The sequence below is a fragment of the Nonomuraea turkmeniaca genome (assembly GCF_005889735.1).
GTDB lineage: Bacteria > Actinomycetota > Actinomycetes > Streptosporangiales > Streptosporangiaceae > Nonomuraea > Nonomuraea turkmeniaca.
In genome coordinates, this window is the sequence record NZ_VCKY01000103.1 from 22,468 (window position 1) to 36,177 (window position 13,710).

At 70.2% G+C, this 13,710-nt stretch carries 13 protein-coding genes; 4 read left to right on the forward strand and 9 right to left on the reverse strand.

The annotated features are described in order from the left end of the window. Positions 1 to 11: 11 nt before the first annotated feature. The 6 genes from ETD86_RS27675 to ETD86_RS27700 are packed head-to-tail and all read right to left on the reverse strand — an operon-like array spanning position 12 to position 6,204. On the reverse strand, positions 12 to 800 hold the full coding sequence (locus ETD86_RS27675) for an ATP-binding cassette domain-containing protein (protein ID WP_211370357.1): 789 nt from the start codon (positions 798 to 800) through the stop codon (positions 12 to 14). Beyond that, positions 797 to 1,813 (reverse strand): ABC transporter ATP-binding protein, encoded by a 1,017-nt coding sequence (locus ETD86_RS27680; protein WP_246148277.1) that lies wholly within the window; start codon positions 1,811 to 1,813, stop codon positions 797 to 799. The genes ETD86_RS27675 and ETD86_RS27680 overlap by 4 nt, the downstream gene beginning before the upstream one ends. Next, positions 1,810 to 3,333, reverse strand: a complete 1,524-nt coding sequence (locus ETD86_RS27685; RefSeq protein WP_170223307.1) for an ABC transporter substrate-binding protein — start codon at positions 3,331 to 3,333, stop codon at positions 1,810 to 1,812. Before ETD86_RS27685 ends, ETD86_RS27680 begins: the two co-directional genes overlap by 4 nt. Positions 3,334 to 3,362: 29 nt before the next feature. Beyond that, positions 3,363 to 4,229 (reverse strand): ABC transporter permease, encoded by an 867-nt coding sequence (locus ETD86_RS27690; RefSeq protein WP_138669091.1) that lies wholly within the window; start codon positions 4,227 to 4,229, stop codon positions 3,363 to 3,365. Then, entirely contained in the window at positions 4,226 to 5,152 is a 927-nt protein-coding gene (locus ETD86_RS27695) for an ABC transporter permease (RefSeq protein ID WP_138669092.1), read from the reverse strand. The genes ETD86_RS27690 and ETD86_RS27695 overlap by 4 nt, the downstream gene beginning before the upstream one ends. Beyond that, entirely contained in the window at positions 5,149 to 6,204 is a 1,056-nt protein-coding gene (locus ETD86_RS27700; RefSeq protein ID WP_138669093.1) for a LacI family DNA-binding transcriptional regulator, read from the reverse strand. Before ETD86_RS27700 ends, ETD86_RS27695 begins: the two co-directional genes overlap by 4 nt. Before the next feature lie 208 nt (positions 6,205 to 6,412). On the opposite strand from ETD86_RS27700, the gene ETD86_RS27705 reads away from it, so the two are divergent. After that, complete coding sequence (locus tag ETD86_RS27705) at positions 6,413 to 8,209, forward strand: right-handed parallel beta-helix repeat-containing protein (RefSeq protein ID WP_138669094.1); 1,797 nt, start codon at positions 6,413 to 6,415, stop codon at positions 8,207 to 8,209. A 22-nt stretch (positions 8,210 to 8,231) separates the two neighbouring features. Then, entirely contained in the window at positions 8,232 to 9,344 is a 1,113-nt protein-coding gene (locus ETD86_RS27710) for an SGNH/GDSL hydrolase family protein (protein WP_170223308.1), read from the forward strand. A gap of 34 nt (positions 9,345 to 9,378) precedes the next feature. Here the strand turns inward: ETD86_RS27710 and ETD86_RS27715 are convergent, their stop codons facing one another. Next, positions 9,379 to 9,747 carry an STAS domain-containing protein gene (locus ETD86_RS27715; RefSeq protein WP_170223309.1) on the reverse strand — a complete coding sequence of 123 codons (369 nt, stop codon included), beginning with the start codon at positions 9,745 to 9,747 and terminating at the stop codon, positions 9,379 to 9,381. Then, entirely contained in the window at positions 9,744 to 10,064 is a 321-nt protein-coding gene (locus tag ETD86_RS27720; RefSeq protein WP_170223310.1) for an STAS domain-containing protein, read from the reverse strand. Before ETD86_RS27720 ends, ETD86_RS27715 begins: the two co-directional genes overlap by 4 nt. Before the next feature lie 491 nt (positions 10,065 to 10,555). On the opposite strand from ETD86_RS27720, the gene sigJ reads away from it, so the two are divergent. Then, a complete protein-coding gene (sigJ, locus tag ETD86_RS27725) occupies positions 10,556 to 11,434 on the forward strand; it encodes an RNA polymerase sigma factor SigJ (protein WP_138669098.1) in 879 nt (292 codons plus the stop codon). Between the two features lie 74 nt (positions 11,435 to 11,508). Then, the gene (locus tag ETD86_RS27730; RefSeq protein ID WP_138669099.1) at positions 11,509 to 12,642 is read left to right on the forward strand and encodes an NAD(P)/FAD-dependent oxidoreductase; all 1,134 of its coding nucleotides are present in this window, start codon (positions 11,509 to 11,511) and stop codon (positions 12,640 to 12,642) included. 199 nt (positions 12,643 to 12,841) lie between these two features. Here ETD86_RS27730 and ETD86_RS27735 read toward each other — a convergent pair. Next, positions 12,842 to 13,710 (reverse strand): NAD(P)/FAD-dependent oxidoreductase (locus tag ETD86_RS27735; protein ID WP_138669100.1); only part of this gene is annotated, 869 nt, incomplete at its 5' end.

The following is a 13,710-nucleotide window of genomic DNA, read 5'->3' on the forward strand; positions in this document are numbered from 1 at the left end:
TGCGTGTGGATTCAGGCGCCCTCTAGGTCGAGGGCGGCGTCGAGGAGCTTCCTGGTGTACGGATGACCGGGCCGTTCGAACAGATCGTCGGCGGTCGCGGTCTCGACCAGGCGGCCCTGGTGCATGACCGCCACCCGGTCCGCGATCTGCCGGACCACCCCGAGATCGTGGGTGATGAAGAGGATGGCGAGCCCGCGAGCGGCGCGCAGGCCGGTCAGCAGTCGCAGGATCTGCGACTGCACCGAGACGTCGAGTGCCGAGACGGCCTCGTCGCAGACCAGTAGCCGGGGCCGCAGGGCGAGCGCGCGGGCGATGCTGACCCGCTGGCACTGCCCGCCGGACAGGGCCGTGGCACGCCGGGTGGCGACATCGGCGTCCAGGCCGACGTCCGCGAGAAGTTCGTGGATCGCGGCATCCCAGGATCGACCGTCCGGGGCGGCCGAGGGATGGGTCCGCCAGGTCTCGGCGATGATCGACCGGACGGTCATCCGGGGGTTGAGCGAGGCCGCGGGATCCTGGAAGACCATCTGGATCGCCCGCCGGGTCGCCGGTGGCCGCTTCGCCACCGGGCCCACCGGAGCTCCGTCGAACAGGACCGCCCCTTTCTGGCGTGCCTGGAGTCCGACGACACAGCGGGCGACCGTGGTCTTTCCCGAGCCGGATTCCCCGACGATCGCCAGGGTCTCGTCAGGGCGGAGCGTGAAGGAGACGCCGTCGACGGCGTTCGGTTTGGTGCCGCGCCTGCGCTCCCACCTGGTGTGGAAGTTGACGACGAGGTCGCGTACCTCGATCAAGCTCACGCTTCCTCCGGGAAGTGACAGGCGACCTGCCGGCCGGCGGCGACCTGGCGCATCTGCGGTACCTCGCTTCGGCACCGGTCCTGGGCCTTGGCGCACCGCGGGTGGAAGGGGCATCCGCTCGGGCGTTCGGCCGGGCTCACCGGGTTGCCCGGCAGCGGCTCGGCGATGGCCGTTTTGCTGCGTACGGCCGGGACGCTCACCACAAGCGCCCGCGTGTACGGGTGTGCCGGGCTGTTGAGCACCTCGCGGCCGCTGCCGACCTCGCAGATCCGGCCGGCGTACATGACGACGACCTCGTCCGCCACGTGCGCCATCACCCGCAGGTCGTGGCTGACCAGGAGCATGGCCATGCCCTCCTCGTCGCGGACGCGCCTCAGCAGCGCGAGGATGCGGGCCTGCACGGTGACGTCGAGCGCCGTCGTCGGTTCATCGGCGAGGATGAGCTGCGGCGAACCGGCGAGTGCCGTCGCCACCATGGCTCGCTGTCGCAAACCGCCCGAATACTGGTGCGGATACTGGGCATGCCGGGTCTCCGGATTCGGGATGCCCACCCGGTCGAGCAGGTCGATCACGGTCCGGCGGACCTCCTTCGCGGGCATGCCGCCGCGCCGCAGGATCTCGCCGACCTGCCGGCCGATCGTCTGCGTCGGGTCCAGCGCCGCCTGGGGGTCCTGGAAGATCATCGCGATGCCGCGCCCACGCAGCCGGCGCCGGTCCTGCTCCGCCATGGTGACCAGGTCCTCACCGTGCCACGCCATCCGTCCGGAGACCGCCGCGCCGGCCGGCAGCAGGCCGATGATCGCTGTCGCCGTCATCGTCTTGCCGCTGCCCGATTCACCGATCAGGCCGGTGGTCCGGCCCTCCGCGACGGTGAACGAGACATCGTCCACCACGCGGACCTGGCCGGCCGGGCCTGGCAGGTCGATCGACAGGTGCTCGACCCGGAGCAGCGGAGCGGGCTCCGCGTCGAGCACCGCCGATGACGGATCGGTGACGTTCGAAGACCGGTTCACGATCCACCGGTGCCAATCCGGACGGTGGAGAAGTCCGGCGTGAGCCCCGGAGTGATGGCGAGGCCCTGCACGGACTTGTTCCGGACGTACAGGTTCCGCACGAACATGGGGTACATGCCGACCGCGTCATCCCAGATGATCTTGTTGGCCTTCGCGTACAGGTCCTGCCGCTTGGCGGTGTCGCTGGTCGAGCCCGCCTGCGCCAGCAGGTCGTCCAGGTCCGGGTGGCAGTAGCCCGTGCGCTTGGCCGCGCAGGTGTACAACCGGCCGAGGTTGGTCGCCGCGTCGAAGCCGGCGGTGCCGAGTTGCTGGATGTTCAGATCCCATTTGAGCGCCAGCAGATCCTGCAGGAAGACCGCCGCCTCCTTCTGGGTCGGCTCGACCTTGACCCCTATCTTCGCGAGGTCGCTCGCCACCGCGTCGGCGAACTGCTGGAACTGCGGCTGGGAGAACTGGGCCTGGATCGTCTGGTCGTAATCCCAGCCGGCGTCGTCCAGCGCCTTCTTGGCCGCGACCGGGTCGTATCGCACCGGGGTCTGCGGCGCGTAGCCGAGTACGTTGGGGCTCACCACCGAGTCCGCCACCGAACCGGTCTCCGGGAACAGCGACTTGATGATGGTGGGGAAGTCAACCGCCTGCCACAGCGCGCGCCGGACGGCGGCTTCCTTGAGTCCCTTGCGGGAGCTGTTCATCCACATGGTGATGACGCCGCTACCCGAGTCCTTCTCCACCACGAGGTCGGGGTTCCCCTTAAGGCCCGGCAACTGGTCGTCCGGGACCGCCCACGTCATGTCCACCTCGCCGGTCTTCAGTGCGGTCATCTTCGCCGCCATCTCCCCGATGCTGCGCAGTTCCAGGCGGTTCAGCGCCGGCTTGCCGCCCCAGTAGCCGGGGTTGGGGGCGAGCACCAGGCTCTGGCCCGGCGTGAACCGCTCGACGACGAACGGGCCGGAGCCGATCGGCTTGGTCCAGCCGTCGTTCTGGTGCGCGGCGGGGGTGACATAGAAGGTGATGAGCTTGCCGAGCAACGCGGGATCGGGGCCCTTGGCCGTGATGACGACCGTGTTCGTACCGCTCGCCTTGGCCTCATGGCCGGTGAAGTTGGCGGCCATCGCGCCCTTGAGCTCCAGGAGCCGGTTGAAGGAGGCGACGACGTCAGCGCTGGTGACCGGGGTGCCGTCAGAGAACTTGACGTTGTTCCGCAGCGTGAAGGTCCACTCCGTGGCGTCTTCGTCAGGCTGCCACGACTCGGCGAGCACGCCCTCGAACTTGCCCTCCCCGACCGTACGGACCAGCGGGCTGAAGATCGCCTTGGCGGCGACCTGGGTGCCGTTGTCCATCGAGGAGGCACCGTGCGGGTCGAGGTTCTCGATCGGGGTCCACACGGCGACGGCCAGCTCCTGCGGCACGTCACCACCGGCCGACGAGCCGCCGGTGGTGGTGCTGCAAGCGACCAGCCCGGCGATGGAAACCGTCGCGGCGGCCAGGGCCACCGCACGACGAAGCCGAATGAGCCTCATGGAATTCCCTCCTGACATTGGCTGAGCAGTCAGCGGCTGGTGCCGAGACGCTGCGTGAGGTGGTCGCCGAGCAGGCCCGTGCTCACCACGAGGCCGGTCAGCGCCAGCCCTGGTAGCGCCGAAATCCACCAGGCGGTGTCCAGATAGTCCTTGCCGTTCGCGATGACCTGGCCCCAGGAGACCGTGGCCGAGGGCAGGCCGAGGCCCAGGAAGCTGAGGCCGGCCTCGGACAGCACCGCGCCGGCGAACTCTGTGGTCGCCAACGCGGTCACCGGACCGATCACGAACGGGATGATGTGCCGGATGATCATGACTGGGGTGGGAACCCCGATCAGCCGCGCGGCGTCGACCCACGGCCGTTCGCGCAGCGAGAGGGTGAGACCGCGGGCAAGCCTGGCGAAGCCGACCCAGCCGGCCACCGACAGCGCCAGCACCACGACCAGCATGCTGCGCTCGAGGAGGCCGGCGATCACGATCGCGAGCAGGATGCCGGGGAAAGCCATCAGGATGTCGATCAGCCGGGAGATCGCCACGTCGGTCCAGCCGGCGAGGTAACCGGCGAGCGTCCCGAAGGCCAGCCCCACCACCAGGCAGGCGGCCACCACGGAGATCCCGATGATGATCGACGTCCGGGCGCCGTAGACGAGCTGGCCGAGCATGTCCCGGCCCGCACCGTCGGTGCCCAGCAGGGCGACCGTGCCATCCGCTCTGACCGCCCCTATCGGCAGCAGCCGGTCCGCCACGCTGGTCGCCACCGGGTCGTACGCGATCAGCAGCGGGCCGATGAGGCCGACGAGCAGGTATCCGACGAGCACGACGGTGGCGATCGCGGCGACGGTCGGCGTGGACCGCAAGCGGACGGGCCACAACCGTGGCCGGGCGGCTATCGCACTCATGCGCCCGCCCCCAGCCGGACTCGCGGGTCGAGCCGGGCGGCGATCAGATCCGCCGCGACGTTGCAGCAGACCACGATGACCGCGATGAGGAGTACGGCGGCCTGCACGATCGAGTAGTCCCGGTTGGCGACCGCGGTCACCAGCAACGAGCCGAGGCCGGGCCAGGTGAAGACGCTCTCCACGATCACCGCGCCGCCCAGCAGCGTGCTCACGTGCAGCGCGCCGACGGTCACCACCGGTGTCGCCGCGTTGCGCACCACATGTCCGGTCACCACCTCGCGCGTGCTGAGCCCCTTGGCGTACGCCCGCTGCACGTAGGGCTCCGCCATGGTGTCGGCGACGCTGCTCCGGGTGATCCGGGTGAGGAGCGCGGTGAAGGGGGCGGCGAGCGTGAGCGCCGGAAGCACGATGTGGGCCGGGGTACCGGTACCGGCGCTGGGGAGCAGCCGGAGCTGCAACGCCATCACCAGGATCAGCATGATCCCGATCCAGAACGGCGGCATGGAGTAGAGGGTCAGGGCGAAACCGGAGATCCCGCGGTCGATCCACCGGCCACGATGCGCGCCGGCCAAGGCGCCGAGGACGACGCCCGACATCGCTATGACGGTCGCCACCAGGGTCAGCTCCACCGAGGCCGGCAGCCGGGACAACACCAGCTCGAACGCCGGCTGCCCGAAGCGGTAGGACTCCCCGAAGTCGAGCGTCGCCAGCTGGGTCAGATAGTGCCAGTACTGGACGGGCAGCGGCTGGTCCAGGCCCAGCCGGGTCCGGGCGGCCGCCACCTCGGCCCCTGTGGCGTCCGGTCCGAGCAGCACCAGCGCCTGGTCTCCGGGGGCGAGTCGCATGATGAAGAACACCAGCGTGGCGGCCCCGAAGATGATCAGGACGCCGGTCGCCGCCGTACGCAGCGCGTACCTGGTCATCGCCGGACCAGCCGGCTGATCGAGTTGCCGCGTACGTCCGTGCACGGCACGACCAGCTGAAGAGGCGGCTGGTCCGCGCCCTCGAGCAGGTTGACCAGCAACTGCACCGCGGCCCGGCCCATCTCCACCCGTGGTATCTCGAACGACGTCCAGATCCTGGTCGCGGTGGGCGCCGGGGCGGAGCCCAGGAACGCGACCGACAGGTCGTCCGGGATGCGCAGGCCGGCCGCCTCGGCGACCTCGGCCAAGGCCAGGCCGGTGGCGTTGTCCTCGGAGGGCTCGACCAGGATCGCCGTGATCCCCGCCCGGACCCATCCGGTGACCCGGTCCGCGCCGATGTCCTCGGCACCGGAGGAGAACTCGACCACGAGGTCGTCCGGCCTCAGTCCCGCGGCCAGAGCACCTTGTCGCAGGCCGAGCTCGCGATCCTCGCCCGGCTCCGCGCCCTCGGTCTGCCGCAGGAGCAGGATCCGCTGATGCCCGAGGGCGACTAGCTCCTCCACGAGGGCCGCGGTGGGAGCGACGTAATCCGGGGCGACGTAGGACAGCTCGGTTCCCTCGATGTCACGCCGTCCGATGAAGACGAACGGGAAGCCCTCCTTGACCAGGTTCGCCAGGTCGTCACGCGAGATGTGCCGGCCCAGCAGGACACAGCCGTCGGCTTTCAACAGCGCGTTGCGCCCCCTGGCGTAGACCCCGCCTTGGGCCGTGTTGGCCGAGGTGAACAGCAGCAGGTCGTAGCCGAGCCGCGCCGCCTCCTCCTCCACTCCGACCAGGAACGGGTGATAGAAGTCTCGCTGGTCGACCGGGAACACCGACTCGAACGTGTAGAGCCCGATGGTCTTGACGGTCATCCCGCGCAGTGCACGGGCGGCGGGGTTGACGGCGTACCCCAGGTCTTCGATCGCCTGTTGAACCCGCCGGCGGGTCTCCTCGGCCACCGGCACGCCCGGGCGCTCATTGAGCACGAGGGAGACGGTGGCCTGGGACACTCCGGCCCGCTGGGCGATCTCGACTTGGGTGGGGCGTCGCGGCCCGGCTCGTTTTCGCATGGCGATCCAGTTGACTAATACGTAACGACTCCGAGGCACTCTAGGGACCCGGCGGCGCTCTCCACAAGGGGTAAGTTTCCTGAACATTGCCATTAAATGTCGCAAACCGGTCCTACGGGGAGCATTTACTGCCTCTTGTGAGGCGGATATGACGTCTGTACGATCCTCGATCTATACGTATCGAGCCGCTTAATGGGAGGTAGGGGCCATGTCCGAGGGGACCGATCGTCGAGCGCTGTTACGGATCGGCGGTGCGGCACTGGGCGCGGCCGCGGCAGCCGCGTCATGGGGACCGGCACCCGCGGCGGCCGCCGCGGTGGACCCGCAGGATGTCGTCACACCACAGCAGTTCGGCGCGGTGGCCGACGGGCAGCACGATGACACCGACGCCATCGAGCAGGCCATCAAGGCCCAGCAGACCCGACTGAACCGGATCGTCGTCTTCCCGCCGGGCACCTACCGGATCACCCGCACCATCGTCATCCCCGACCTGCCCGGGGAGCCCTTCAACCGCATCCAGCTGCGCGGTTACAGCACCATGACGAACCGCGCCTCGATCATCCAGGTGACACACGACGGGGTGGGCATCGACGTCCGGTGCTCCCTCGCCGCGATCTACGGCCTGGCCTTCGTCGCCCCTGCCAAGACCGCCGGCAATGTAGCGCTGCGCTTCGCCGGGGAGGCCAACACCGACGACACCGACGCCGCCATCCTGGAGTGCACGTTCGTGTCGTTCAAGCTCGCCGTCGAACACGTCGGCCGCGGGCTGTACTTCTCCCACAATCTCGTCGCCCTCTGCACCACCGGCGTCAGCCTCGCGTGGCCGACCGGCGGCGTGGAAGGCGGCCCCGACCATGTCCCGCCGTACGGGTTGCGGAAGTGGCTCATCGCCAACAACCACTTCCACAGTCCGTTCCAGGCCATCGTCACGCAGGGCGCCGAGGACAGCGACTTCCGCGGCGCGATCATCCAGGGCAATCTGCTCGACATCGGCCGGCGGCTGCTGATCGGCAGCCTGACCAACTCCACCATCAGCGGCAATGTGGTGGAGAAGGCGGACAACGGGCCGATCATCGAGATCACCAGCGGGGGCCACAACCTGACCATCGGCGACAACGTCCTCGGCGGGTTCGAGCCGCCGCAGAACAACGGCCCGTGCGCCATCCAGTTCTCCAGCGGCGTCACCGCGCACAACGTCACCATCAGCGGGAACACCTTCAACTGGCTCAACCACTCGCCGATCCGGTTCGAGAACGACGCGAGCAAGATCACCATCGCGAACAACTCGTTCGACAACTGGAACCTCGACGCCAAGACCGACGCCGCGGCGATCAGGGTGGCCGGGAGAGCGCACGCGTTCAGCATCATCGGCAACGTCATCTCGGCCGATCCGGCCGACCGGCCGCCGATTCTGACCACCGGCGGGCTGCACGACTCACACGTCATCGGCAACACCTCTGAGCAGGTGCCACTGGTCGCGGGAACGGTGGGGGCGGATTCGTTCGTGCAGGCCGGTCCGGGCCGGTTCAACCGGATCGAGGTCGCCCAGCCGCTGGGAGCGGCGGCCAGGGTGGTCAGCACCTGGACCGGGTCGATCAAGGTGGGAGAGGACCGCTACGGCTCGTTCGTCGTGGAGGGCAACAACGCCAACCCGGGCGTCAAAGGCGGGCTGCGGGTGGTCCCGGTCAACGCGTCGGGATCGGCCGCCACCGAGTTGCTGTGCTCGACCACGTCCACCAATGAGCTGGTCTCCATGATCTCCAACGCCACCGGGCTGGTTCCGCCCGCCGACAACGCACGAGATCTGGGCAGCGCGGATCGACGGATGCGAGCGGTGTACACCCACCAGGTGGTCCTGGCCGAGCACGCGCCGGACACCCTGCCGAACGCGGCCGACCACGGCGGAGGCCTCATCATGATCCATGACCCCAAGACCGGCAAGCGCGGTCTCGCTCTCTCCGACGGTGGATCCTGGCGGAACGTCGTGCTCGGCGCCGAGATCTGATCAGGGAGGTGATCCGGTTCGCATGGCGCTGATCCAGCTCGCTCCTGACGCGCGGCCGGCCGTCTGGCGGGGCAGCCTGGCCTGGACGGAGGAGGGCGGCTCGTGGCAACCGTGGCGGCTGCCACCGGACCGGATCGCCACCGCCCACGCTCCGGACCTGGTCACGCGCGCGCGAATGCCGGCCGGCGTCCGCGCGGTCGTCCGTACCGACGCGACCGCGCTGGAGCTGCGTACCTCCGCCGTGGACGATGATGTGACGTCGCTGGACGTCGTCGTGGACGGCGCGCTGTGGCGGCGGACGGCGCTGACGGCCGGCCCGGCGACGAGCCACGTCACGTTGCCGCCCGGCGCCAAGGTCGTCGAGGTTTGGTTGCCCCAGTTCGGCGAGATCCGGATAGGACCCCTCGTCCTGCACGGCGCCACGTACGCCACCGCCGCCACGGATGAGATGTTCCGCTGGGTCACGTACGGAAGCTCGATCACGCAGTGTCGCTCGGCTTCCGGCCCGAGCGAGACGTGGCCCGCTCTTGTCGCTCGACGCCTCGGGTGGGATCTCACCTGTCTCGGATTCGCCGGGGAGTGCCACCTTGATCCCATCGTCGCCAGAGCCATCACGCGCACGCCCGCGAACCTGATCTCGCTGTGCCTCGGGGGCAACATCTACGGCACTGCGAGCCTCGGCGCACGGACGCTCACCGGCCAGGTGTCGGGGTTCATCCAGACGATTCGCGACGCGCATCCCCATGTGCCGATCGCCGTGATCTCGCCGATCGTCTCGCCGCGCCGTGAGCGGTTGCCCAACCGCGCGATGATGACCCTCGGCGATGTCCGCGGCGCCGTGACGGACGCCGTGACCACACTGCGTCGATGCGGCGAGGCACGGCTCCACCTCGTCAGCGGCCCGAGCGTCTTCGGCCTCGAGGATGCTCACCTCCTGCTGCCTGACTCCCTGCATCCGAACGCCGACGGCTACCGCCTCATGGCCGGGCGACTCGCCCCCCGCCTGGCGGCCATCGCGTCCGCCCGGAGTCAGCACGAGCATGCCCAGGCCCGCGTCCACGACGCCGAGGAGGTCAAGGGGCACCCCCAGCAGAAGCCGGGCGTGGCCGAGAGCCCGAGGACCGCGATGGACTGAGGGCTATCCCGGAAACGAACAGCGGGTACGTGTGTTATGCGGGCTCAGCCGGGCGGGCACGTTCCATCTCCTCGACCGCGGCGATGGCCTGCTCCACATGGTCGTACACGAGCACGGCAGGAAAGGTGCCAGTGATCTCCAGCACTCGAGTCACACGCGGCTGGACTGCGGCCAGGTGGAGCGCAGCTCCGTGCACACGGGCCAGGGTGGCCGCGGCGAGCAGGACGGCCAGGCCGGAGCTGTCCAGGAAAGACAGCTGGCTCATATCGACGATCAGGTGCTCGTCCAGCCGCCGACGCGCCCGATCGATGAAAATCTCCAGGTCGGCGGAGGTGGCCGCGTCCACCTCCCCGGCGACGGTGATCAGCGTGGCGTCTGCCAGGTGACGGTAAGTGAGGATCACTGGGGCTCCCGAACAGGGGGATCTCGAAAGCTCAGCGCCACGGCGAAGGCCTCCTCCACGCTGGGGTGGATATTCAGGGCAAACCACACGCCGGCGATCTGCAGCACGCGACCGGGCACGTCCCGCACAGCGGCCAGGTGGAGGCCCTCGCCCCGTTCGCGAGCGGCGGCGTTGAGCCGTAACAGCGCGTGCAGGCCGCTGCTGTCCATGAAGGTCAGCCCCTCAAGATCGAGCACCAGCACCTCGCCGGGCCGGCGCATGCAATCGACGAAGGACTCCAGCCGATCGGCGTTGGCGGAATCGGCCTCGCCGGCCACGATGATCAGATCCCCAGCCGGCAAGAGACGACAGACGAGGCTCAACGGGGCCACGGCAACCTCGACACGAGGACCGACAGGTCCGTGGCGAGCTGTACGACGGTGACGGACATGAGGTAGGCACCCATGGTGAGTCGACCTGATTGCCATGGCGTGACGCCATGCCGAAACACTACACCGGAAGCTAGATACCGGAAGGACAGTTCCTCATAGGATTTTCAGAAAAGCCCACGCCCTCGGCCCAAGAGCCGTAACCCCATGGCGGTCAGGCACGCGAATGCCTTCACGTCCGTGGCGCTCTGCGACCGGCCGGTGCCGCCGCCGCGGACGCTGATCACTTGTGTCCTGAGGCGGTTACGCTGGTCGGTGTCCGACCTTTCCGTGATCGGAGCAGGTGTGCCCGTGATGTCCTTCGCTCTTACCGCCGGCGGCGGGGGTGCGCCCCCGGTCACACCGGCCCCAGCCTCGTCACGTGCGGCAGGGAGCTGGTCATGGGCGTGACTCAGGAGCGGCTGGAGCGGTTCGAGGCCAACCGCCGGCGCCTGTTCGGGCTGGCCTACCGGCTGCTGGGGGAGGCGTCCGAGGCCGAGGACGTGGTGCAGGACGCCTACCTGCGCTGGGAGCGTAGTGACTCGGCGGTCTCGCCGGAGGCGTGGCTGGCCAAGGTGGTCACCAACCTGTGCCTGGACAGGCTCACCTCGGCGCGGGCGCAGCGGGAGCAGTATGTCGGGCCGTGGTTGCCCGAGCCCGTCTTCGCCGACAGTGGTGCGCTCGGCCCGCTGGAGACCGTGGAGCAGCGAGAGTCGCTGTCACTGGGGATGCTGGTGCTGCTGGAGCGGCTCACGCCGCCGGAGCGGGCGGCGTTCGTGCTGCGGGAGGCGTTCGGTCACAGCCACCGCGAGGTCGCGGAGATCCTGGAGCTGGACGAGGCGCACGTCCGGCAGCTCTACCGGCGCGCGCGCCAGCACGTCGGCGCGGCGCGGCGGCGGTTCACGGCCGCGCCCGAGCAGCGCCGGAAGCTCCTGGAGCGGTTCCTGGAGGCCACCTTGGGCGGGGATGTGGCGGGGCTGGAGCGGATGCTGGCCGAGGACGTGGTCGCCTGGTCCGACGGCGGCGGCAAGGCACCGGCGCTGCGGCACCTGCTGGTCGACCGGGAGAAGCTCCTGCGCTACCTGCTCGACCTGGCCGGGCACCCGCGCGTGACGAGCATGACGGCCGGCACGGCGAACGGGGAGCCCGCCATCATGCTGGACGTGGACGGCCGGTTCTTCGCGGTCATCGTCCCCGAGTTCGACGGCGACCGCATCACCGCTCTCTACGCCGTCGCCAATCCAGACAAGCTCGCCTTCTTCATGAAACAAACAATGTGACCTTCCTGTGGTGCGTTGTCACGGATCGCCTCCGTAGCCCGTCTATCTGGTGACGAAGGACGAAGGGGACGTTGATGGCAACGACACCGCACATCGTGATCCTGGGCGCCGGGTACACCGGCCTGACCGCCGCCAAGCTGCTCGCCAAGCGCACCGGCGCGACCGTCACGCTGGTCAACGAACGTGACCGGTTCGTGGAACGGATGCGCAACCACCAGCTCGCCTCCGGCCGGCGGCTGCGCGACATGCCGCTGCACGACCTGCTCAAGGGCACCGGCATCCGGCTGATCGTAGACCGCGTGACCCACCTCGACACGGAGAGTCGTCAGGTGGAGCTGGCCCGCGGCGCCGAGCCGGTCGGCTACGACCTGCTGGTCTACGCGCTGGGCAGCCACGCCGACCTGGACAGCGTGCCCGGCGCGGCCGAGCACGCCAGCGCCGTCGCCACTTTCGAGCAGGCCCGGCGGCTGCGCGAGCGCATGCGTACCGCCGGCACGGTCGCCGTGGTCGGCGCCGGGCCGACCGGCATCGAAGCCGCCACCGAGCTGGCCGAGACCTACCCCGACCGCACGGTGCGGCTGGCCACCAGCGGCGCGCTGGGCGGCGCGCTGTCCGAGCACGGCCGGGAGTACCTGCACCAGGCCTTCGACCGCCTCGGCATCCAGGTCTGGGAACACGCCAAGGTCGCCAAGGTCGACGCGGACGGCCTGCTGCTGGAGGACGGCAAGCGCGTCGACGCCGACACGGTGGCCTGGACCGCCGGCTTCACGGTCCCGGAGCTGGCGGGCGAGGCGGGGCTGGCCGTGGACGGCCGCGGGCGCATGGTCGTGGACGCCACCTTGCGCTCGGAGTCGCACCCGGAGGTCTACGGCATCGGGGACGCCGCGGCCGCCCGCACCCGGGAGGGTCAGGAGCTGCGCATGGGCTGCGGGCCCGGGGGGCTCGCCGCCGCGTGCGCCTTCCAGGCGATCACCGACCGCCTGGCCGGGCGTACCCCCAAGCCGCTGCGCGTCAAGGGCGACGCCCTGTGCATCAGCCTCGGTCAGCGGGACGGCCTCCTCCAGCCCACCGAGCTCGACGGGAGCCCGCGCGGGAAGGTGCGTACCGGCCGCCCGGTCGCGATGATCAAGAAGGCAGTCCTCGGCGCCACCGGGTGGTACAACCTGCGCTACCCCGCCCTGGTCGTGGCCGGTGCCAGGCACGCGTGACGCTCCCGCCCGGAGCCGTCGTGGCGCTTCCCCATTGCCGGCGCCTCGATGGCGTCCGCGAGCAGATCACCGCAGGCCGGCCTCGACAGCTGGTCGCCGGGGTCGGGCCGGCGACCGACGGTGAAGGGGCCTTCGATCAGGAGCCGGCTGCCAGGAAGGTGCCGGTCGGGACGGTTCGCTTCTGTGGCGCCCTGAAGTGTCAAGCGAGGATCCTGACGATGCCCGTGAACAGGCCGGGCAGGCGGTGGGCGGCGGGCACCACCAGCCGGGCCGTGACGGGGCGGCGCGCGGCCTGCACCAGCGCGCCCGTCAGTAACCGGTGCGTGCGAGACAGCCGCAGCCACGCGCCGTCGTAGTCCTCGGGCCGGTCCTCGGCCAGGCATCTGACCAGGAGTTCGGCCGAGCGCACGGCCAGCGAGACGCCCTCGCCGGTGAGCGCGTCCACGTATCCGGCGGCGTCCCCGACCAGCAGGACCCGTCCCGCGCGGCGGGCGCGCACGGCCTGCCGCAGCGGGCCCGCGCCGCGCACCGGGGTGACGGCCGGGCCGCGCAGGCGGCGGTTCAGGCCGGGGAAGCCGCGCAGGTGCTCGTCGTAGCCGCGCCGCACCGAGCTGAGTATCGCGACGCCGATCAGGTCCCCGGCGACGGGCGTGACGTACGCCTCGCCGGCGCCCGACCAGTGGACCTCGACGAAGTCGGTCCACGGCTCGATCCTGTAGTGCCTGCGCTGGCCGTACCTGCGGGGTCCGCGCGCGGGCAGGTCGAGGCCGAGGGAGCGGCGCAGCGGCGAGTGCAGCCCGTCGGCGGCGACCAGCCAGCGGGCCCGCAGCCCGGCGGCCTGCACGCCGTCCCGGTTCTGCTCGACACGGGTGATCTTGCCCGTGACCGTCTTGACGCCCAGCTCGGCGGCTCGCCGCGCGAGCGCGGCATGCAGATGCGTACGGCGCACGCCCAGCCCGGGAGCGGCGGAGAAGGCGGCACGCACCTCTCGCCGGCCGTCGAGGTAGTGGATGCCGCGGAACCCGCGCCCCTCGACCTCCACCCCCATCGCCTCCAGCGCCGCCACCC

Coding starts and splice junctions, on each gene's coding strand:
- ETD86_RS27685 (WP_170223307.1), bottom strand. CDS start 3,333: ATGAGGCTCATTCGGCTTCGTCGTGCGGTGGCCCTGGCCGCCGCGACG.
- ETD86_RS27690 (WP_138669091.1), bottom strand. CDS start 4,229: ATGAGTGCGATAGCCGCCCGGCCACGGTTGTGGCCCGTCCGCTTGCGG.
- ETD86_RS27695 (WP_138669092.1), bottom strand. CDS start 5,152: ATGACCAGGTACGCGCTGCGTACGGCGGCGACCGGCGTCCTGATCATC.
- ETD86_RS27700 (WP_138669093.1), bottom strand. CDS start 6,204: ATGCGAAAACGAGCCGGGCCGCGACGCCCCACCCAAGTCGAGATCGCC.
- ETD86_RS27705 (WP_138669094.1), top strand. CDS start 6,413: ATGTCCGAGGGGACCGATCGTCGAGCGCTGTTACGGATCGGCGGTGCG.
- ETD86_RS27710 (WP_170223308.1), top strand. CDS start 8,232: ATGGCGCTGATCCAGCTCGCTCCTGACGCGCGGCCGGCCGTCTGGCGG.
- sigJ (WP_138669098.1), top strand. CDS start 10,556: ATGGGCGTGACTCAGGAGCGGCTGGAGCGGTTCGAGGCCAACCGCCGG.
- ETD86_RS27730 (WP_138669099.1), top strand. CDS start 11,509: ATGGCAACGACACCGCACATCGTGATCCTGGGCGCCGGGTACACCGGC.